This window comes from Pedobacter ginsenosidimutans, assembly GCF_001442625.1.
GTDB lineage: Bacteria > Bacteroidota > Bacteroidia > Sphingobacteriales > Sphingobacteriaceae > Pedobacter > Pedobacter ginsenosidimutans.
In genome coordinates this window covers 18,349-37,032 of record NZ_LMZQ01000003.1, presented here as the reverse complement: position 1 = coordinate 37,032, position 18,684 = coordinate 18,349, and the positions used below count along the sequence as shown (strand labels likewise).

The 18,684-nt window shown below is 37.4% G+C and carries 21 protein-coding genes; 17 read left to right on the top strand and 4 right to left on the bottom strand.

Going from position 1 to position 18,684, the window contains the following annotated elements; genetic code table 11:
• Nucleotides 1-209 precede the first annotated feature (209 nt).
• From ASU31_RS04130 to ASU31_RS04120, 3 genes are all read left to right on the top strand, one after another.
• Nucleotides 210-320 carry a hypothetical protein gene (locus tag ASU31_RS04130; protein WP_029275619.1) on the top strand — a complete coding sequence of 37 codons (111 nt, stop codon included), beginning with the start codon at nucleotides 210-212 and terminating at the stop codon, nucleotides 318-320.
• Between the two features lie 141 nt (nucleotides 321-461).
• On the top strand, nucleotides 462-1,874 hold the full coding sequence (gene rlmD / locus ASU31_RS04125; RefSeq protein ID WP_057931134.1) for a 23S rRNA (uracil(1939)-C(5))-methyltransferase RlmD: 1,413 nt from the start codon (nucleotides 462-464) through the stop codon (nucleotides 1,872-1,874).
• Between the two features lie 85 nt (nucleotides 1,875-1,959).
• A complete protein-coding gene (locus tag ASU31_RS04120) occupies nucleotides 1,960-2,373 on the top strand; it encodes a hypothetical protein (protein ID WP_057931133.1) in 414 nt (137 codons plus the stop codon).
• Nucleotides 2,374-2,507: 134 nt separating this feature from the next.
• Here the strand turns inward: ASU31_RS04120 and ASU31_RS04115 are convergent, their stop codons facing one another.
• The gene (locus ASU31_RS04115) at nucleotides 2,508-3,212 is read right to left on the bottom strand and encodes a head GIN domain-containing protein (protein WP_057931132.1); all 705 of its coding nucleotides are present in this window, start codon (nucleotides 3,210-3,212) and stop codon (nucleotides 2,508-2,510) included.
• Between the two features lie 193 nt (nucleotides 3,213-3,405).
• Here ASU31_RS04115 and ASU31_RS04110 point away from each other — a divergent pair, with 193 nt between their 5' ends.
• Nucleotides 3,406-3,912 carry a phosphoribosyltransferase family protein gene (locus ASU31_RS04110; RefSeq protein ID WP_057931131.1) on the top strand — a complete coding sequence of 169 codons (507 nt, stop codon included), beginning with the start codon at nucleotides 3,406-3,408 and terminating at the stop codon, nucleotides 3,910-3,912.
• Between the two features lie 133 nt (nucleotides 3,913-4,045).
• On the opposite strand, the gene ASU31_RS04105 is transcribed toward ASU31_RS04110, so the two are convergent.
• Nucleotides 4,046-4,591 carry an REP-associated tyrosine transposase gene (locus ASU31_RS04105; RefSeq protein ID WP_083505288.1) on the bottom strand — a complete coding sequence of 182 codons (546 nt, stop codon included), beginning with the start codon at nucleotides 4,589-4,591 and terminating at the stop codon, nucleotides 4,046-4,048.
• Between the two features lie 190 nt (nucleotides 4,592-4,781).
• Here ASU31_RS04105 and ASU31_RS04100 point away from each other — a divergent pair, with 190 nt between their 5' ends.
• From ASU31_RS04100 to ASU31_RS04065, 8 genes are all read left to right on the top strand, one after another.
• On the top strand, nucleotides 4,782-5,405 hold the full coding sequence (locus ASU31_RS04100; protein ID WP_057931129.1) for a 1-acyl-sn-glycerol-3-phosphate acyltransferase: 624 nt from the start codon (nucleotides 4,782-4,784) through the stop codon (nucleotides 5,403-5,405).
• Entirely contained in the window at nucleotides 5,402-6,499 is a 1,098-nt protein-coding gene (locus ASU31_RS04095; RefSeq protein ID WP_057931128.1) for a glycosyltransferase family 2 protein, read from the top strand. Before ASU31_RS04100 ends, ASU31_RS04095 begins: the two co-directional genes overlap by 4 nt.
• Complete coding sequence (locus ASU31_RS04090) at nucleotides 6,469-7,143, top strand: carotenoid biosynthesis protein (protein ID WP_057931127.1); 675 nt, start codon at nucleotides 6,469-6,471, stop codon at nucleotides 7,141-7,143. Before ASU31_RS04095 ends, ASU31_RS04090 begins: the two co-directional genes overlap by 31 nt.
• A 12-nt stretch (nucleotides 7,144-7,155) precedes the next feature.
• A complete protein-coding gene (locus tag ASU31_RS04085) occupies nucleotides 7,156-8,004 on the top strand; it encodes a 4-hydroxy-3-methylbut-2-enyl diphosphate reductase (RefSeq protein ID WP_057931126.1) in 849 nt (282 codons plus the stop codon).
• A gap of 34 nt (nucleotides 8,005-8,038) precedes the next feature.
• Nucleotides 8,039-8,581 (top strand): cysteine hydrolase family protein, encoded by a 543-nt coding sequence (locus tag ASU31_RS04080; RefSeq protein WP_057931125.1) that lies wholly within the window; start codon nucleotides 8,039-8,041, stop codon nucleotides 8,579-8,581.
• A 33-nt stretch (nucleotides 8,582-8,614) separates the two neighbouring features.
• Complete coding sequence (locus tag ASU31_RS04075) at nucleotides 8,615-9,289, top strand: fatty acid desaturase (protein WP_057931124.1); 675 nt, start codon at nucleotides 8,615-8,617, stop codon at nucleotides 9,287-9,289.
• 313 nt (nucleotides 9,290-9,602) lie between these two features.
• Complete coding sequence (gene hemH / locus ASU31_RS04070; RefSeq protein ID WP_057931123.1) at nucleotides 9,603-10,613, top strand: ferrochelatase; 1,011 nt, start codon at nucleotides 9,603-9,605, stop codon at nucleotides 10,611-10,613.
• A 7-nt stretch (nucleotides 10,614-10,620) separates the two neighbouring features.
• Nucleotides 10,621-11,127 carry a gluconokinase gene (locus ASU31_RS04065; RefSeq protein ID WP_057931122.1) on the top strand — a complete coding sequence of 169 codons (507 nt, stop codon included), beginning with the start codon at nucleotides 10,621-10,623 and terminating at the stop codon, nucleotides 11,125-11,127.
• Here ASU31_RS04065 and ASU31_RS04060 read toward each other — a convergent pair.
• Nucleotides 11,105-12,358, bottom strand: coding sequence for a 3-deoxy-D-manno-octulosonic acid transferase (locus ASU31_RS04060; RefSeq protein ID WP_342437230.1), 1,254 nt, complete (start codon nucleotides 12,356-12,358; stop codon nucleotides 11,105-11,107). The two genes, ASU31_RS04065 and ASU31_RS04060, sit on opposite strands and share 23 nt — an antisense overlap.
• Nucleotides 12,359-12,537: 179 nt before the next feature.
• Here ASU31_RS04060 and ASU31_RS04055 point away from each other — a divergent pair, with 179 nt between their 5' ends.
• The 5 genes from ASU31_RS04055 to ASU31_RS04035 are packed head-to-tail and all read left to right on the top strand — an operon-like array spanning nucleotide 12,538 to nucleotide 17,176.
• Nucleotides 12,538-13,848 carry a UDP-glucose dehydrogenase family protein gene (locus ASU31_RS04055; protein WP_057931120.1) on the top strand — a complete coding sequence of 437 codons (1,311 nt, stop codon included), beginning with the start codon at nucleotides 12,538-12,540 and terminating at the stop codon, nucleotides 13,846-13,848.
• 1 nt (nucleotide 13,849) lies between these two features.
• Nucleotides 13,850-14,839: a UDP-glucuronic acid decarboxylase family protein gene (locus ASU31_RS04050; RefSeq protein WP_057931119.1), complete on the top strand. Its 990-nt coding sequence runs from the start codon at nucleotides 13,850-13,852 to the stop codon at nucleotides 14,837-14,839.
• Nucleotide 14,840: 1 nt separating this feature from the next.
• The gene (gene galE / locus ASU31_RS04045) at nucleotides 14,841-15,863 is read left to right on the top strand and encodes a UDP-glucose 4-epimerase GalE (protein ID WP_057931118.1); all 1,023 of its coding nucleotides are present in this window, start codon (nucleotides 14,841-14,843) and stop codon (nucleotides 15,861-15,863) included.
• Nucleotides 15,864-16,421, top strand: coding sequence for a hypothetical protein (locus ASU31_RS04040; RefSeq protein WP_057931117.1), 558 nt, complete (start codon nucleotides 15,864-15,866; stop codon nucleotides 16,419-16,421). It abuts the gene before it with no gap.
• Between the two features lie 17 nt (nucleotides 16,422-16,438).
• Entirely contained in the window at nucleotides 16,439-17,176 is a 738-nt protein-coding gene (locus ASU31_RS04035) for a tyrosine-protein phosphatase (protein WP_057931116.1), read from the top strand.
• Nucleotides 17,177-17,355: 179 nt separating this feature from the next.
• Here the strand turns inward: ASU31_RS04035 and ASU31_RS04030 are convergent, their stop codons facing one another.
• Nucleotides 17,356-18,585, bottom strand: coding sequence for an ABC transporter permease (locus ASU31_RS04030; protein ID WP_057931115.1), 1,230 nt, complete (start codon nucleotides 18,583-18,585; stop codon nucleotides 17,356-17,358).
• Nucleotides 18,586-18,684: the final 99 nt, after the last annotated feature.

Below are 18,684 nucleotides of genomic sequence, written 5' to 3'. Positions count from 1 at the left end.
TTTCAGTACAAAAAGATTGTAGAGTCACCTAGGACTTTTTTTAGCCCCTCCCTTCTTATTAGCTAAAAAAATAGCACACCGTGGTATAGGTAATTATATTAATAACGAGGTTTAACCGGTTGATGTAAAATTAACATAATATTAATTTATACCGTTTTGGTTTTTGGTATGAATTTAGTATTATTGCTTAAATAGATAGGTTTTTTATCATGAGCAAAGAAATATTAGAGTTTTCTGTACTGGTAGATGAAAAATTTGACCTAAAATTTAACTGGTTAGATGGCTTTTGGGGTGCAGCATTTAAATTTTTTGGAAAATAATTTTTAAAATCAGGGTTTTCATTGCCGGACAGTTCTTGTTCGAGTAGGATGATTATGGCCAATCTTTTGATTAATTGGTTTTTTAACCCTCTACCTTTCTGCTCTTAACCTTTAACCTCTTTTTTCTATATTTGCAAAATAATGAGTAGAAGAAAACCTGGTACGGTAACTATTGTTCCAAACGTACATATAATCGATATTGCTGAAGAAGGAAAAGGTGTTGGCAAGGCTGACGAATTGGTCATTTTTGTTGATAAAGCCGTTCCTGGTGATGTGGTAGATGTTCGGTTGACCAAAAAGAAAAAGAATTTTGCTGAAGCAATCATCGATCAGCTTCATGAAAAATCAGCATTGCGTACTGATCCTTTTTGTCCTCATTTCGGAACCTGTGGCGGTTGCAAATGGCAGCATATGGGCTACGATGCTCAATTAAAGTTTAAACAGAAAAATGTTGAGGCGGCTTTACAACGTTTAGGTAAAATAGATACCTCAGAAACTGAACCGATTTTAGGCTCAGAAAAAAACAGATATTACCGAAATAAATTAGAATTTACTTTTTCGAACAAACGTTGGTTAGAAAAAACCGATGTAGAACGCGATCAAGATTTTGATATGAACGCACTGGGTTTTCACGTACCGTTGCGTTTCGATAAAATTTTAGATATCGAGCATTGTTATCTACAGGATGAGCCTTCTAATTCGATCAGAAACGCTGTCCGTAAATATGCTTTAGAAAATGACCTGTCGTTTTATGACTTGCGCAACCATGAAGGTGTTCTGCGTAACCTGATTATCCGTACTTCTAGCACAGGAGAGGTGATGGTTGCGGTGGTATTTGCTTATCCGGAGCAGATACAGGTTGATGGTTTGATGGCTTTTCTTAAAAATGAATTTCCACAGATTACCTCTTTGCTGTATATCGTTAATCAAAAGAAAAACGATACCATTTTTGATCAGGATGTAATGGTTTTCTCAGGTCGCGATCATATTTTCGAAGAAATGGATGGCATCCGTTTTAAAATTGGGGTGAAATCCTTTTATCAGACCAATTCTGAACAAGCCTTTGAATTATATAAAATTACCAGGGATTTTGCCGGATTTAAAGGCGATGAACTGGTTTATGATTTATATACTGGCGCAGGGACGATTGCAAATTTTATTGCGAAAAATGTGAAACAGGTAGTTGGGGTAGAATATGTACCAACCGCTATTGAAGATGCAAAGTTTAACTCAGCGTTAAATGGCATCGATAATACGATTTTCTATGCCGGAGATATGAAAGATATACTTACTTCAGAATTTATCCTGGCACATGGTAAACCAGATGTGGTCATTACCGATCCGCCACGCGCTGGTATGCATGCAGATGTAGTACAGAGATTACTTGAAATGGAGTCTGAAAAGATTGTTTATGTGAGCTGTAATGCGGCCACGCAAGCACGCGACTTGGAGTTATTGAAAGAGAAATACGATGTGGTGCGCATTAAACCTGTGGATATGTTTCCGCACACGCAACACGTAGAGAACGTTGTATTATTAAGGTTTAAGGCATAAGACAAAAGGTTTAAGGCTATAACCTTAAAATCAAATGTTGTCATATTAAACCCTATACCTTAAACCATAAACCTTTTACCTTGAAATGGATAGAGAAGAATTATTAGGCGCAACGCCGGAAGAGAACGGAACACCACAAAAAAAGCAGGAAAGTCCGCTGGTAAGTTTAGAAAAGGACCTGGAGTTCTATGCTGATGCGATTAAAGAAGTTGCAATCGAGATTATGGTTGAAGGCATCTCTGCCCACCCAATTTTTATAGCGCATCAACATGAGGTGAACATTGGCGAACTCATCCTAAATAAAGAAGAACTTAATACCGATTGGACTATACAAGCCTCTACTTTGGAAGAGTTTGTAGAAAAAGGGATCATCAGCAAGGAGAAAAAGGAACCCTTCTTAAAGATTTATAAAAAACCAGAGGATTTTATGTGCGTATTCGTAATTGTTCCAGAAGGGGCCAACTTTATTTACTATCCGTACAAAAAAGGTAGAGGATAGAAAGGCTGAAGTTTTCCTCCCTACAGCCTTTAATGATCAGAATCTGTGTAATTTATTAATCCGTGCAATCAACGAATAAAAAACGCCGCTTTGTATCCACAAAGCAGCGCATTATTATTAACTAAACTAAACTTTTAATTTACGTGGTGTACATCTCCGCTTTTTGAGCTTGATGTTTTCTTAAGTGAAGCATTTCCCTTATAACTTACATCACCACCACCACTTGCGCTGGCCTCTAAGCCTTTATTTACATAAAGATTTACATCAGAACCACCAGATGCCTGCACTTTTGCATAATCTGTAATTAATTCATAAGCGTCGATATCACTACCTCCACTAGATTGAATAGTCATATTTTCTGCTTTGCCTTTTAAATCGAGATCGCTACCGCCGCTTGATTGAATAGATAGATCGTTGCAAACAACCGTTAATTTTAAATCTGAACCACCAGAAGAACGAATGGCAAGTTTATCTGTTTTGATCTGGTTTTGTGTAAAAACATCTGATCCTCCCGATGCTGCAATTGCATTTAGGGTTTTAAAACTTACATAAGCTTTAATGGTGCGGTTTTTAAACAGGCCGCTCCAATTGATACCGTCTTTAAACTTTATGGTAACATTGCTGCCGCTCTGCTCAACAACAATATCTCTTAATGTTTCTGAATCAGATTTTATACTCACACTTTCGCTTCCACCCTGGGTGAGGTATAAATCTATACCACTGCTTACCCCAATGCTATTAAAGTTTTTAACCGTGAAACTTTTAGTTTCTTGTGCCTTGGCCATATAGCTGGTTATTATGATAAACAAAATGGCGGATGATTTGATAAGGGTTTTCATAGTCGTTTTTTCGTTAAATGATTCTGAAGCTATCATTACTCAGCATTTAGGCAACGATGGCTTCGATTTTGTGTTTTGGTTATAGATTAGACGCATCTCTAATGAAAACGTTGCAAACAATCGAAATTATTTTTCAAATAGTTTGAATTTCATCCTTAAAATCGTTCTTTTTGTATTCAATCCTTTTTATACAATGGCATCGCAATTACTTATTCTCAACAAGAAACAAATTCAGCAGAAAATAGATCGTATCGCTTATCAGATTTTAGAAGATAACCTGAATGAGAAAGAAGTGGTGCTTGCCGGTATTTGGGACCGTGGTTACAAATTAGCGTTAAGGTTAGAAAAAGTGCTTAAAAAGATTTCGGGCTTTAAGCTAACTTTGCTGCGAATTGACCTGCAGAAAGAAAGTAGCAAATTAGTTGCTTCAACAGATTTAGATGAAAGCTATTGGAAAAATAAGGTGATCATTATTGTTGATGACGTATTGAACAGTGGTAAAACTCTTGCTTATGGATTAGGTGTTTTCTTAAATACCCCACATAAAAAAATCCGCACCGTAGTTTTGGTTGATCGAAGCCATAAAATTTTCCCTATTGCCACCGATTTTGTTGGTCTTGAACTGGCTACCATCTTAAAAGAACATGTAGATGTAGTAATGGATGTGGAAGGTGAAGAAGATCGGGTATATTTGAGTTAAAATAATAGAGATAATAGCACATTACAAATGTGGACCTCGCTAATCCTCGTTACAAACGAGGACTATAATGAGTCTATGTTATCGTCCTCGTTTGTAACGAGGATGCACGAGAATAGCGATTTTATCGCTTTTTTTAAATCAATTCAATTTTCACCAAACCTTTAATTCCAGCATAATCTTTGGCGCTACTGTAAATATATTGCTCGGGAGATTCAACAATACCAGCTTTAACAGGATTATCATGGATATAATGTAGTTTTTGAAAAGCATCGATTTCTTGTAATTCGATAGGATGATTGTCGTCTTGCCAGATTTTGTGATTTTCTGCCCGATTGGTCTTTCTAGCTTCGAAACTAAACTTATCTAAAAGCCAATCTCTCCTACTTTCAGGTATATCTTTAATGTTAACAGCCAATTGCTTCGAAGTGAATTTTTTAAAATCTCTCAAAAAATCAGACATTTTATTTGGCTCTTTACATCTTCCAATAAAATGAATGTGATTCGTCATCAGAACCCAACCATTTAATATTAATCCTTTATTCTCGATACAGTGGTTTAACGAATCGACAATTATGTTTTTATATTCAGGTCTTGTGAATAAGTCTATCCAACCAACTATTGTACATGTTATAAAATACGTCTGATTTTGATCAGTAATTATATATCTGCTTCCTCCCATAATCAAATAAGATTTTAGTGTCTTAATTAAATTATTATCCTCATTTTTTAATGAGGATGTTAGGGATTTATAGCTAATATAAAGAAATTTCATCCCACATTACAAATGTGGACCTCGCTAATCCTCGTTACAAACGAGGACTATAACCACTAAATTTGCAATTCACCCCAATTTTTTGCAATTTCCCGAAATGTATCAGCCCAGAAAAAATAATTTAATCTTCAGCTTTTTCTCCTGGTACATCCAGTTTATCATCAAAAAAGATTTTTCCGCTTTTAAATATGGCGAGGTAGAAATTAAACAAGATGCTGCTATATTGGTTTTGGCCAATCATTTTAGCTGGTGGGATGGTTTTTTTCTTTTTTACATCAACAAAAAAGTATTTAAGAAACAATTTCATGTTTTGGTAAATGCCGAAAACTATACTAAAGTTGGTTTTTTAAAATATCTTGGCGCTTTTGCTGCCGAAAATAAAGGCAAAGATGTTTTAGAAACGCTTAATTATGCAGGAAAACTGTTAAATAACCCCGAAAATTTGGTGCTTGTATTCCCCCAGGGCAAATTATATTCAAACCATCTAAAAAATATCAGTTTCGAAAAAGGAGTGATGCAGATGATCAATGCAAGTCAGAAAAAAATCAATATTATTTTTGCCGCCACCTTTATCGATTATTTTGCGAAAAGAAAGCCTTCAGCCTATACTTATTTACAGCACTGGGAAAATGAAGAATATGTGAGCTTGCAATTGCTTAAAAGTGCCTATAATAAACATTATGATCAATCTGTTGTTAAACAAACTCAGCTAATTGAATGACAATTTTTATTTACGCCGTTTTAATTTTCCTGGTCATCAGATTTTCTGTTACTGTTTTCAATTTCCTTTCTAATCCGAAGTTGCCTAGAGTGGTTAAACACTATCATGATAAGGTTTCGATCCTAATTCCTGCGCGAAATGAAGCAGCGGATATTTTAGAACTACTCTTTTCGATAAAAAATCAGGATTACACTAATTATGAAGTTATTGTTTTGGATGATAACAGCGATGACAATACTTTCGAAGTAGTCGAAAAATTTTGCCTCACAAACCCACAGTTCAAAGTGGTAAGCGGTAAAGAATTACCTCAAAACTGGCTTGGGAAAAATTATGCCTGCCACCAGCTTAGCGAATTGGCTACAGGGAAATATCTTTTGTTTATCGACGCAGACGAATCAGTAAAAAGAGGATTGATTAATAGCCTGATCAATCGGATGGAAATTGGAGGTCTGGCTTTGTTAAGTGTTTTTACCAACCAAACGATAAAATCGATAGGCGAGTGGTTAACGGTACCCTTAATGCATTTTATACTGCTAAATTTATTGCCACTGCGATTGGTTAAACTTTCGAAAAACTCAGCATTTGCAGCGGCAAGCGGACAATGTATGTTTTTTAATGCCAATAATTACAAAGAAAACCACTGGCACGAGCGGGTTAAACACCAGGTTGTAGAAGATGTGGAGATTATGAAGTTGGTAAAACAGGAAAAATTTAATGCCGAGGCCCTTTTAGCCAACGGACTGATCTATTGCAGGATGTACAAGAATTTAGGCGAAAGCTTAAACGGTTTCAGTAAAAATTTACTGGCAGGTTTTGGTAATAACATCATAATATTATTACTTTACCAGCTTTTGGTAACTGTAGGACCAGTAATTTTAATCTTAAACTTTAATATTGCTTTACTTGTATTACCATTAACTTTAATAGTACTAAGTAGAATAATGATCTCCTATTTATCGGGACAAAATGTTTTGACAAATCTGATTTTACATCCCTTACAGATGTTGTTCTTCTTAATAATTTCATTCATTTCTATAAAAAAACATATTTTTAAAACGAGCACATGGAAGGGCAGAACGATCAAAACGATTTAAAGATTAAAAGGATTGCAGTTGCAATAATTGTCGTTTTTCATATGGTTGGCTTGCTTGGTTTCTTAATTCCAGCTGCCCAGCCTTATTTTATCAAACTGGTTCCCTTTCATTTGTTGCTGATGTTTGCCGTAATTGTTTTTTCATACAATGCCGATGTGAAACGTTTATTGTTGCTGGTTTCGGGTGTATTTCTCTGTGGTTTTTTAGTCGAGGTATTGGGCGTGCATACCGGAAAGATATTTGGCAGCTATTATTACGGCGATACATTGGGCTACAAAGTTGCTGCAGTTCCATTACTAATGGGCGTAAATTGGGTGATCCTTATTTTCAGTATTGGGCAAATGATGAAAAGTATGAAAATCAGGCATAGTATTTTGGCTTCGGTTCTTGGTGCTTTTATGCTGGTAGGGTTCGATTTCTTTTTGGAACCTGTAGCCATGAAATTTAATTACTGGCAGTGGGACTGGCATGAAATCCCTGTTCAGAATTATGTGGCCTGGTTTATTGTTTCGGTAATTTTGCTGAAGTTTTACTATGCTTTGGGCCTAAAACAACAGAAATATATTGGTGCCGTGATGTTCGTTTCACAGCTAATCTTTTTTGTTGTCTTATACATGACAGCTGGAACAAATATTTTTGCTTAATTTTGTATCGCAATGGGTTACAACTTACAGGTCAACATCGATAAATCATCAGGCTTTTGCTTTGGCGTAGTATATGCCATAGAAATGGCCGAAGATATTCTGGATAACGAAGGTTATTTATATTGCCTTGGCGATATTGTGCATAACGATGAAGAAGTAGAGCGCTTAACCAATCGAGGATTAAAAATCATTGATCACGAAGTGTTAAAAAACTTAAGAGACGAAAAGGTTTTAATCAGAGCCCATGGTGAGGCGCCCTCAACCTATCAATTGGCTTTAGAAAATAACCTGACTTTAATAGATGCTTCATGTCCTGTTGTGCTGAAATTGCAAAACAGGATCAAAAACTCTCATGACGATGATGAGCAAGTACTTATTTTTGGTAAACATGGCCATGCAGAAGTAATCGGACTACAAGGACAAACCGATGGTAAGGCGATTGTTTTTCAGGATTTAGCTGAGCTAGACAATGTGGAACTACCAGCTAAATTTACCTTATACAGCCAAACTACCAAAAGCACCGATAAATTCTATCACATTAAAGACGAGTTATTGAGCCGTGGTTATGAAGTTAAGGCTAACGATACCATTTGCAGGCAAGTATCTAACCGTTATGAAGAACTCGAAGATTTCGTAAGTCATTACGATAAAATCGTTTTCGTATCAGGCAAGAAATCATCTAACGGTAAGGTGCTCTATGATGTTTGTAAAAAACACAATGATAATTCTTATTTCATTTCCAATGTAGAGGAATTAGACCAAACCTGGTTTAATGAAAATGATAAAGTTGGGATCTGCGGTGCCACTTCTACACCAATGTGGCTGATGGAAAAGGTTAAAGCCGCTTTAGAAAAATATTAACTACAAAATCTATTAATTAATATTTGTGATTTAAATGAAAGCATTATTAATTATAGACATGCAAATGGGTAGTTTTAAGCCATATTCGTTGCGATATGATACACCAGGAGTAATTGAGAGAATAAATAAATTGTCGAATTATTTCAGGGCCAATAATGATAAAGTAATGTTTATCCAACATGATGGTACAAAAGAAAACATCTTTTTGCCAAATACTGTTGATTGGGAACTCCTGCCAGAATTGATCACCAGTCCTACTGATTATATAGTTTCAAAATCAGCTAACGACGCATTTTACAATACAGATTTGCATCATATCCTGGCCAAAAATAACACTGCAGAGCTGTTTATAACAGGTTGTGCTACTGATTTTTGTATCGATGCAACTGTAAAATCGGCTGTTAGTAAAGATTATAAAGTAACCGTTGTTGAAGATGCTCATACAACTGCAAATAGACCTCATTTAAGTGCTCCAAAAGTAATTGAGCATTACAATTGGATCTGGAGGGAAATGACCCCAACAACCTTTAAAATTCAAGTCGCAAAAACTAAGGATCTACTTACTTTGTTTAGTTAAGAACAAAGGTTATTAGCTTAACCAAACTATAAATTGAAAACTATAAACCCACATATTGGAATTCTGGTTGCGTTAACCGTAATTGCCTGTTGGTTTGTTTCTCTTTATTTCTTGCTTACATGGAATTTTGCATTGAGCAACCCTTTGGTTTATCTGATGATTGTTGTTCAGATGCATTTATACACCGGTCTGTTTATCACCGCCCACGATGCTATGCACGGAACGATATCGCCGAACCAAAAAGCAAATAATTTTATTGGCTATCTATCCGTTTTTCTCTACGCAGGTTTTTTTTATAACCGTTTGTATGCAAAACATCACCAGCACCATCGTCATGTACACACGGAAGATGATCCTGATTTTGCACCACATGGCTTTTGGAAATGGTATTTTCGTTTCATGCTGAATTATGTCACGATAATCCAATTGGTAATTATGGCCATAGCTTATAATGCTTTGAAAATTTGTGTCGATGAAAAGAACCTGCTGTTGTTTTGGGTACTGCCATCCTTATTAAGCACTTTTCAGCTATTTTATTTTGGAACCTATTTGCCGCATAAGGGGGAACACGATAATGAATATCATTCTTCTTCTCTACAGAAAAATCATTTTGTTGCCTTCATTACCTGTTACTTTTTTGGCTATCATTTAGAACATCACCAAAAACCAGGCATGCCCTGGTGGCAATTGCATAAAGCAAAAGATTGAGTTTATCCGTGGTGTTGGATGTTACCATCCGGCATTAACTAATTTCCAAATAATTTTTACTTGATCTAACTGTCAGATGGTAACATCTGACAGCATATTTATGCGATTTAAAGTTCAATTTTAATAATTGCTCATGATTTTTCACTACTTATGACGGGAAGTTTTCACTATGTATTTACACGCTATTGCTTGATAGCCTTTGGAAGTATGAAATAACACTTCTTTGACTAAAAAATGTTTGCAATCACATTTTAAGCATAGGGAAAAAACAATAAAAAGGCGATATTTGCGCCACGAAACATATTCTTTATAGATGAGCAAAAAGGGAATTTTACTGGTAAATTTAGGAACACCTGATAGTCCGGCAACGGCAGATGTTAGAAAATACTTAGATCAATTTTTAATGGACGAGCGGGTAATCGATATCCCTAAGTTGAACAGGACATTATTGGTTAAAGGTATTATTGTTCCTTTCCGTAGCCCTAAAACAGCAAAATTATATCAAGAAATCTGGGGCGAAAATGGTTCTCCGCTATTGTATTACAGTAGGTTACAGGCTAAAATGCTGCAAGAAAGATTGGGCGACGATTATCATGTAGAATTGGCTATGCGTTACCAAAGTCCGTCAATCGAATCGGCGCTGGCAAACTTAAAAGCAGGTTTAGTAGAAAGTATTCAGGTTATCCCGATGTTTCCTCAATATGCCTCTGCCAGTACAGGCTCGGTAATGCAACTGGTAATGGAATTGGTGAGCAAATGGCCAACGGTTCCGCCAATCTCGTTTGTTAATTCGTTCCATGATAACGAATTAATGATTAAAGTTTTTGCAGAAAATGCCAAAAAACATCATGTAGAAAGCTACGATCACGTATTGTTCAGTTTCCATGGCTTACCTGAACGTCAATTGCTAAAGTGCGATCATACTGGAAGTTACTGTTTGAAAAGTGCCGATTGCTGTCAGACATTAAACGATACCAATAAATTCTGTTATTCTGCACAAGGACATGATACAGCCAGATTAATTGCCAAAGAATTAAATCTGTCAAAAGATCAATATACCGTTTGTTTCCAATCGCGCTTAGGGAAAGAGCCATGGGTGCAACCCTATACTACCGATGTGTTGAAGCAATTGGCTGGTGAAGGCAAAAAACGTCTTTTGGTTTTTAGTCCTGCTTTTGTGGCCGATTGCTTGGAAACGCTTTACGAAATCACAGTTGAGTACCACGAAGAGTTTAAGGCTTTAGGTGGAGAACATGTTCAGCTGGTAGAAAGTTTAAACGATAGTCCTGTGTTTATCGAGGCTTTGGCTGGAATGGTTAAATAGTTTAAATATGGCGAGCTTTATTATTTTAATGGGCGTTTCGGGAAGTGGTAAAACAGTCGTTGGTAAAGCTTTGGCCCCGAGAATAAATGCCGAATTTATAGATGGCGATAACCTGCATTCGCAACGTAATGTAGATAAGATGGCTGCCGGAATTCCGTTAACAGATGCTGATCGTTTAGATTGGCTACAATTGATTGCGAAAGTTGGCCGCGAACATGTTGCCCATGGAGCAACATGCATTATCGCTTGTTCTGCATTGAAAAAATCTTACCGCGATTTGCTGAGAACAGATAATACATCAATCTGCTTTGTTTATTTAAAAGGAAGTTTCGATTTAATTCACGAAAGGATTGTTAAACGTTCTCATCAATATATGCCGAGCAGCTTATTGAAAAGCCAGTTTGAAACACTGGAAGAGCCTCAGGCTGATGAACAAGATGTAATAACGGTTTCTATTGATCAGGGTATTCCCGAAATTGTGGAAGAAATTGCTAAGGCTGATCTGATTTCGTAATCATCGAAATAATCTGATGGGTTGCCCCTTTTTTATCTGCAACATATCTTTTGGCTTGCGCTGCGGCATCTTCATTTTTTGCAAAATCCTCAAAAGCACCAATCAATTCCTCAACAGAAGAAATGCTTTTGGCTGCACCTATGGCAATTAGATCTTTCGCTTCCTGAAATTTATCGTATTTCGGGCCGAAAATTACAGGCAAACCAAACGCTGCAGCTTCTAAAGTGTTGTGTATTCCCGTTCCAAAACCGCCACCAATATAGGCTACATTTCCATATTGGTATAAAGAAGAAAGCATGCCGATGTTGTCGATTATTAAGATTTGAGATTTGAGATCTGAGATTTGAGCCTCGAGAACTGAAAACCGCACACTGCCAATTGAAAATTGTTTCTCGATACTTTCGATATGGCTTTCATGGATCTCATGTGGTGCGATAATAAACTTCCAGCTGGGATATTTTTCAGGCAAAGCCGATAATATTTTTTCATCTTCAGGCCAGGTACTTCCGCAAACTAATGTAGGGGAGTTGCCAATAAAGCTTTCGATTAGGCTAAGCTGCTTGGGCGATTGTGCATTTTCGTAAACACGGTCGAAACGGGTATCGCCATTTATGGTGACATTATTTAATCCGATCGATTTTAAAAGATTTTTACTTTCTTCATTTTGCACAAAAAAGTAAGTAACAGATTTTAAAATATTGCGGTAAAAGCCACCGTACCATTTAAAAAATGCCTGATTTTCTCTAAAAATGCCAGAAATCACATATAAAGGAATGCCCTTATCTTTTAATTCCTTAAAATAAAAATGCCAAAATTCGTATTTGGTGAAAATGGCCATTTCGGGATTAATGCTTGCTATAAAACGTTTGGCGTTGGCTGCGGTATCAATGGGGAGATAAAATACATCTGCCAGGGCATAATTTTTCCGGATTTCGTATCCCGAAGGGGAGAAAAAAGTAACTACGATTTTTTTAGCTGGATAAAGCGATTTTAGTTTTTCCAAAACCGGTCGGCCCTGTTCAAATTCTCCCAAAGAAGCAAAATGAAACCATATGTGTTTTTCGTTCGGATTTATTTTCTGAACAATTTGTGTATAGCTATTTTTACGCCCATTTATAAACAGTTTGGCCTTAGGATTAAATAATGAAAATATCCTGATGAGCAAAGTGTAAACCCGAATTCCGATAATGTAAAGCAAAAGCATTAGTGTAATTTCATATCTTCGTGGCAAGATAAAACGAATATATTTAAAAAGCTTAAAAATATATGGAGTTCTCGCGATTTGGCCTATCATTCAATACAATAAATAGACAGGTCATGATTACTTCATAGCAGCTAAAAGTAACCGAGCTTGCGAGCTCATTAAAACCGATAAAAAACAATTTAATATTGTTTAATAAATTATAACAGATGAAGATAGCCGTTATTGGTACCGGATACGTAGGTTTAGTTACCGGAACCTGTTTAGCAGAAACAGGAAATGATGTAATATGTGTTGACATTAATGAAGCGAAAGTAAAAAAAATGCAAGCTGGCGAAGTGCCGATTTATGAGCCTGGTTTAGATCTTTTGTTCCATAGAAATATAGAACAGGAAAGGTTAACTTTTACGACAAATCTTGCAGATGCTGTAAAAGATGCGCAGATTATTTTTATGGCTTTGCCAACGCCTCCGGGTGGAGACGGCGCTGCTGATCTTTCTTATATTTTAGGCGCTGCAAAGGATATTTCAAAACTGATTACCGAATATAAGGTCATCGTAAATAAATCAACGGTTCCGGTTGGAACGGCCGATAAGGTAAAGGCTGTTTTTGCCGAAAATACTTCGATTGAAGTAGACGTGGTATCCAATCCTGAGTTTTTAAGAGAGGGTGTAGCAGTTGATGACTTTATGAAACCAGACCGTGTTGTGCTTGGTACAAAAAGTGAAAAGGCGAAAAAGCTGATGACTGAACTATACGGTCCTTATGTACGTCAGGGGAACCCGATTCTTTTTATGGATGAGCGTTCTTCTGAATTGACTAAATATGCGGCAAACTCTTTCCTCGCCACCAAAATTACCTTCATGAACGAGGTAGCCAACCTTTGTGAGCTCGTAGGTGCTGATGTTGATTCGGTAAGAAGGGGCATTGGTTCTGATGACCGTATCGGTAAACGTTTTCTTTTTCCGGGGGTAGGTTACGGCGGTTCATGTTTCCCTAAAGATGTTCAGGCATTGGTAAAATCATCTGATGATTATGCCTACGATTTTCAGATCCTGAAATCGGTAATGGAGGTTAATGAAAGACAAAAAACAATCCTGGTTGACAAAGTGCTTAAATACTATAAAGGTGATATCAAGGACAAACATTTTGCACTTTGGGGTTTGGCCTTTAAACCAGAAACCGACGATATCCGCGAGGCACCGGCCTTATATATTATCGATGCACTGGTTAAGAACGGTGCAACCGTTACCGTGTTCGATCCGGAGGCGATGACAAATGTTAAAAACGTTATTGGCGATCAGGTAAATTATGCTAAAAACCAATACGAAGCTTTAGAAGGTGCTGACGCACTGTTGATTGCAACAGAATGGTCGGTTTTCCGTAACCCTGATTTTGAGAAAATCGACAACATTTTAAAAAATAAAGTGGTTTTCGACGGTCGAAATTTGTACGATTTGCAAAAAATGATCGATCTTGGCTATTATTATAATAGCATAGGTAGAAAACTAATAGATTAAAATGGGTCAAAAGAGAATATTGATTACAGGTGCCGCCGGATTTTTAGGCTCGCACCTTTGTGATCGTTTTGTGAAAGAGGGCTATCACGTTATCGGAATGGATAACCTGATTACGGGCGATATGGCAAATATCGAACACTTGTTCAAACTGGAAAATTTCGAGTTTTATAACCATGATGTTTCCAAATTTGTACATATTCCGGGCAAACTTCATTACATTTTACACTTTGCTTCACCTGCAAGTCCGATCGATTACCTTAAAATTCCGATACAGACCCTTAAAGTAGGTTCGTTGGGTACGCATAATCTTTTGGGCCTTGCCAGGAATAAAAATGCGAGGATGTTGATTGCATCAACCTCTGAGGTATATGGCGATCCAAATGTAAACCCTCAGCCAGAGGAATATTGGGGCAATGTAAACCCGGTTGGTCCACGTGGCGTTTATGATGAGGCCAAACGTTTTCAGGAAGCCATCACCATGGCCTACCATACCTTCCATGGCGTAGAAACCAGAATCGTCAGAATCTTTAATACTTACGGGCCAAGAATGCGCCTGAATGATGGTCGTGTTTTACCAGCTTTTATCGGGCAGGCCTTAAGAGGCGAAGATTTAACTATCTTTGGTGACGGAAGTCAGACACGTTCTTTCTGTTATGTTGATGACCTGATTGAAGGAATTTACCGTTTATTGATGAGCGATTATGCACAGCCTGTAAACATTGGTAATCCGGATGAAATCACCATCAAGCAGTTCTGTGAGGAAATTATCAAACTTACGGGCACCACGCAGAAAATTGTTTATAAAGAACTTCCGCAGGATGATCCTAAACAGCGCAGACCTGATATTACCAAAGCGAGAGCGATATTAGGATGGGAGCCAAAAGTAGGCCGTGCTGAAGGATTGAAAATTACATACGAATATTTTAAATCATTGCCTGCAGAGGCTTTGGAGAAGATAGATCATAAAGATTTTACCACATTTAACCGTTAAAATGGCAAAAATATTAGTTACTGGTGGAACAGGATATATAGGTTCGCACACAGCAGTAGAGTTACACAACGCAGGATACGAAGTCGTAATTGTAGATAACCTTTCTAACTCGAACATCAAAATTTTAACCCAGCTTCATGCGATTACTGGCAAATGGTTCGATTTTCATGAGATCGATTTACAGGATGATAGAGCAGTTCAGGAATTTGCAGAAAATCACACCGATATTGATGGAATTATTCATTTTGCAGCATCAAAAGCTGTTGGCGAATCGGTAGAACAACCCTTAAAGTATTATAAAAACAATTTTTACGGTTTAATTAACCTATTAACTTCGTTTAACAGGAAGATCAATTTTGTTTTTTCTTCATCTTGTACCGTTTATGGTCAGCCAGAAACTTTACCGGTAACTGAAGCTGCGCCAGTACAGAAAGCCGAATCGCCTTACGGAAATACCAAACAGATTGCCGAAGAAATATTGGCAGAAACTGCTGCAGTAACTCCCAACCTAAATGTTATCGCTTTGCGTTATTTCAATCCTGTTGGAGCGCACGAAACCGCTTTAATTGGCGAATTGCCAAATGGTGTTCCTGCCAATCTTGTCCCTTTCATAACCCAATCGGCTATTGGCAAACGTGGTCCGATTACGGTTTATGGCGACGATTACAATACGCCTGATGGTTCCGCCATCCGCGATTATATCCATGTGGTTGATCTGGCAAAAGCACACGTTGCAGCGATTAAGAAACTGGAAGAAGGAAATCCTAACGGTAATTATGATGTGTTCAATATTGGTACTGGTAAAGGCTCTTCGGTTTTAGAAATTATTGCAGCTTTCGAAAAAGTGAACGGAGAGAAACTTGAGTATAAAATCGGTCCAAGAAGGGCCGGTGATATTGTTCAGATTTATGGCGACGTTCAAAAATCGAATAACGAACTGGGCTGGAAAGCCAATCTTGATATCAATGAGATGATGCGCTCTGCATGGGAGTGGGAAAAATACATCAAGGCTAACCCTTTTTAAATGAAGTTATCGGAGCACAAGGATCTAAAAACTGCTATAACAGAATTGCCTGTCAAAGAAAAAGACAAGCTATTGCTGCGTTTGGTGGCTAAAGATAAAGTGCTTACAGAGCATCTTCATTACAAATTGTTAGAAGATGAAACCGATTTGGAAGATCGGAAGGAAAGGATTAAAGCCGATGTGGAAGAACAGATTCTGGAACTGAAAAAACTAAATGCCAAAGAGGCATTGGTAAAGGTTCGGAAAATGATTACCTCGGTTAATCATTTTTATAAAGTGACTAAAGATCCTGTTGGTGAGGTAGAATTGAAACTGTTTATCCTCAATGCCATCCCTTTTGATTATAAGAAATCAATTTTTGGTTACCGTGATTTTATGATGCTTTTTAGTATATTTTACTTAAAAACTGTCGCGGTAACCCTAAATAAATTCAAAAAACTGCACGAAGACCTGCAGTTCGATTTAAGTGAAGACTTAAATAATTTGCTCGATAAAATCTATTCCTCTAAATTAGCTGGTGCAGCAGAGGCAAGTAATTTGCCAAAAGAGATAAGTTAAAGCTATGATCTACCATTATGTTCGGATTATTTAAAAAGAAAAAAATAGCACCCGAATTTAACTTCTCCGGTATTGGAACAGATATGCATTCGCACATTATTCCTGGGATTGACGATGGTGCACAAACGCTTAAAGATTCTTTCCTTTTGGCGAAAAAATTTAAAGCTTTAGGTTATAAGAAACTGATTGCCACTCCGCACATCATGGCTGATTATTTTCGGAATACGCCCGATACCATTAACCGTGGCCTTGATACATTACGAAAAGGTTTGCAAGAAATTGAACTCGATCTGGAAGTTGATGCCGCTGCCGAATATTATCTGGATGAAACCCTGGAGAAAAAAATCAGACAGAAAGAGGTTTTAACTTTTGGGAATAATTATCTTTTGTTTGAATTATCTTATATAAATGCCCCTCAGAACCTGATCGATTTTATAAAGATGATGCAGGATGCCGGATACAAACCTGTGTTGGCGCATCCTGAGCGTTACCCTTACTACTACAATTCTTTCGAAAGTTATCATCAGATCAGAGAAACCGGCTGCCTGTTGCAAATGAACGGCATTGCTTTAACAGGTTATTATGGTGCTGGCGCAAAAAAAGTAGCAGGAGAAATGGTCGAAAACCATATGGTCGATTTTGTAGGCAGTGATATGCACCATTTAAAACATGCTGCAGCGCTCGAAGATAGTCTTAGTATGCCCTTGATGCAACAACTGCTTACTCAGTCTCAGTTGAATAACGCCTTGCTTTAGGCCCCCTAAATCCCCTAAAAGGGACTTTGCCTTGCTGACGGTAATAACTAATCTTTTAAAAAAGACGTTATTTAATTTTGTTAGTTAAATAACTTTGGACAGAACTAGAGGAAGGATAAAATATAGATTTACTGTTGCTATATACTCCCTGCCATTAACTCCCCTTTAGGGGCTGGGGGTTATTCGTACCTCAAGGCCTCTACAGGATCTAGCTTTGATGCTTTTTTAGCAGGGTAATACCCAGATAGGATACCTACCAATACACATAATACAAAACCACCAATAATAAATAGCCAGGGGATTAAGAATGCACCACCCATAGCGAGGGAGATCAGGTTTCCTAAAACTATTCCCAGAAAAATCCCCAGGGCTCCACCCATTAAACAGATTACCACAGCCTCGATCAAGAATTGGCGGCGAATTACCTTCGGGTTTGCGCCAATAGCTTTACGGATGCCTATTTCGCGTGTACGTTCAGTAACCGAAACCAGCATGATATTCATTAAGCCGATTGAAGCTCCAATCAGGGTTATAATTCCAATGGCAACACCACCAATAGCTACAAATGCCAGGTTTTCGAATAAAGTTTGAGCAATAGCATCACTCTTGGTAATCTCGAAATTATTGGTTTCGTTCACTTTTACCTTCCGGATATTTCTGAATAGTGCAGTAGATTCGCCAATAATGTTTTCCTGCATCTCATTGCTGGGTACCATTACCGTTATGGTGTAAGATGGATTGGCATTAGCATTAATCTGTTTGGCTTTTAGCAAAGGCACATAAACCGCCCTATCGCCGCTAAAGCCCATGCTCGATCCTTTTTTCTCTAATATGCCAACAATTTTAAAGCGGTTGTTACCTACGTTGATCAGTTTGTCTAACGGATCGGAATCTTTAAATAATTTTTCAACTACTTCGCCACCAACAATACAAACGTTGCTTCCGAGCTGTATTTCAGAAACACTAAAATTTCTTCCTTGTGATAAATTTAATCCCTGAGAGGCTAAGCCATTTTCATCTATACCCTGAACATTGATATTGGGATTGGTTTTTAAACTCCCATATTTGATGGTAGAACCACCACTGGCAAAAACACTTACGGCAACAGTTGCAGGCGTATTCAGACTATCTTTAAATTTAACGGCATCTTCGTAGCGGATGGCTTTAAAAGGTTTTGGGCGTTTGCCATTACCAATTCTAATCCCCGTACCGCGGTTTCTGATGGTAAAAGAGTTGGCTCCCATGCTACTAAAAGCATCCGTCATACTTTTCTTTACAGCATCGAGAGTGGTTAAAATCCCAACCAAAGCCATTAAACCAATGGCAATAATTAAGGCGGTAAGCATAGTACGTAAGCGGTTCGCTTTAATAGATTCTAATGCCAGTCTGATGTTTTCTCTGTAATTCATTTATTGTAAGTATCAAGTATCGGATCAAGTATTGAGTATCAAGTATTAAGATGGATTAACCTTATACCCTATACCTTTTGCCTTCAACCTCTATGGGTA

Excerpts from the sequence above, each read along its gene's own strand:
- ASU31_RS04130 (WP_029275619.1), top strand. The coding sequence starts at position 210 with ATGAGCAAAGAAATATTAGAGTTTTCTGTACTGGTAGATGAAAAATTT.
- rlmD (WP_057931134.1), top strand. The coding sequence starts at position 462 with ATGAGTAGAAGAAAACCTGGTACGGTAACTATTGTTCCAAACGTACAT.
- ASU31_RS04120 (WP_057931133.1), top strand. The coding sequence starts at position 1,960 with ATGGATAGAGAAGAATTATTAGGCGCAACGCCGGAAGAGAACGGAACA.
- ASU31_RS04115 (WP_057931132.1), bottom strand. The coding sequence starts at position 3,212 with ATGAAAACCCTTATCAAATCATCCGCCATTTTGTTTATCATAATAACC.
- ASU31_RS04110 (WP_057931131.1), top strand. The coding sequence starts at position 3,406 with ATGGCATCGCAATTACTTATTCTCAACAAGAAACAAATTCAGCAGAAA.
- ASU31_RS04105 (WP_083505288.1), bottom strand. The coding sequence starts at position 4,591 with ATGGGAGGAAGCAGATATATAATTACTGATCAAAATCAGACGTATTTT.
- ASU31_RS04100 (WP_057931129.1), top strand. The coding sequence starts at position 4,782 with ATGTATCAGCCCAGAAAAAATAATTTAATCTTCAGCTTTTTCTCCTGG.
- ASU31_RS04095 (WP_057931128.1), top strand. The coding sequence starts at position 5,402 with ATGACAATTTTTATTTACGCCGTTTTAATTTTCCTGGTCATCAGATTT.
- ASU31_RS04090 (WP_057931127.1), top strand. The coding sequence starts at position 6,469 with ATGGAAGGGCAGAACGATCAAAACGATTTAAAGATTAAAAGGATTGCA.
- ASU31_RS04085 (WP_057931126.1), top strand. The coding sequence starts at position 7,156 with ATGGGTTACAACTTACAGGTCAACATCGATAAATCATCAGGCTTTTGC.
- ASU31_RS04080 (WP_057931125.1), top strand. The coding sequence starts at position 8,039 with ATGAAAGCATTATTAATTATAGACATGCAAATGGGTAGTTTTAAGCCA.
- hemH (WP_057931123.1), top strand. The coding sequence starts at position 9,603 with ATGAGCAAAAAGGGAATTTTACTGGTAAATTTAGGAACACCTGATAGT.
- ASU31_RS04065 (WP_057931122.1), top strand. The coding sequence starts at position 10,621 with ATGGCGAGCTTTATTATTTTAATGGGCGTTTCGGGAAGTGGTAAAACA.
- ASU31_RS04055 (WP_057931120.1), top strand. The coding sequence starts at position 12,538 with ATGAAGATAGCCGTTATTGGTACCGGATACGTAGGTTTAGTTACCGGA.
- ASU31_RS04050 (WP_057931119.1), top strand. The coding sequence starts at position 13,850 with ATGGGTCAAAAGAGAATATTGATTACAGGTGCCGCCGGATTTTTAGGC.
- galE (WP_057931118.1), top strand. The coding sequence starts at position 14,841 with ATGGCAAAAATATTAGTTACTGGTGGAACAGGATATATAGGTTCGCAC.
- ASU31_RS04040 (WP_057931117.1), top strand. The coding sequence starts at position 15,864 with ATGAAGTTATCGGAGCACAAGGATCTAAAAACTGCTATAACAGAATTG.
- ASU31_RS04035 (WP_057931116.1), top strand. The coding sequence starts at position 16,439 with ATGTTCGGATTATTTAAAAAGAAAAAAATAGCACCCGAATTTAACTTC.
- ASU31_RS04030 (WP_057931115.1), bottom strand. The coding sequence starts at position 18,585 with ATGAATTACAGAGAAAACATCAGACTGGCATTAGAATCTATTAAAGCG.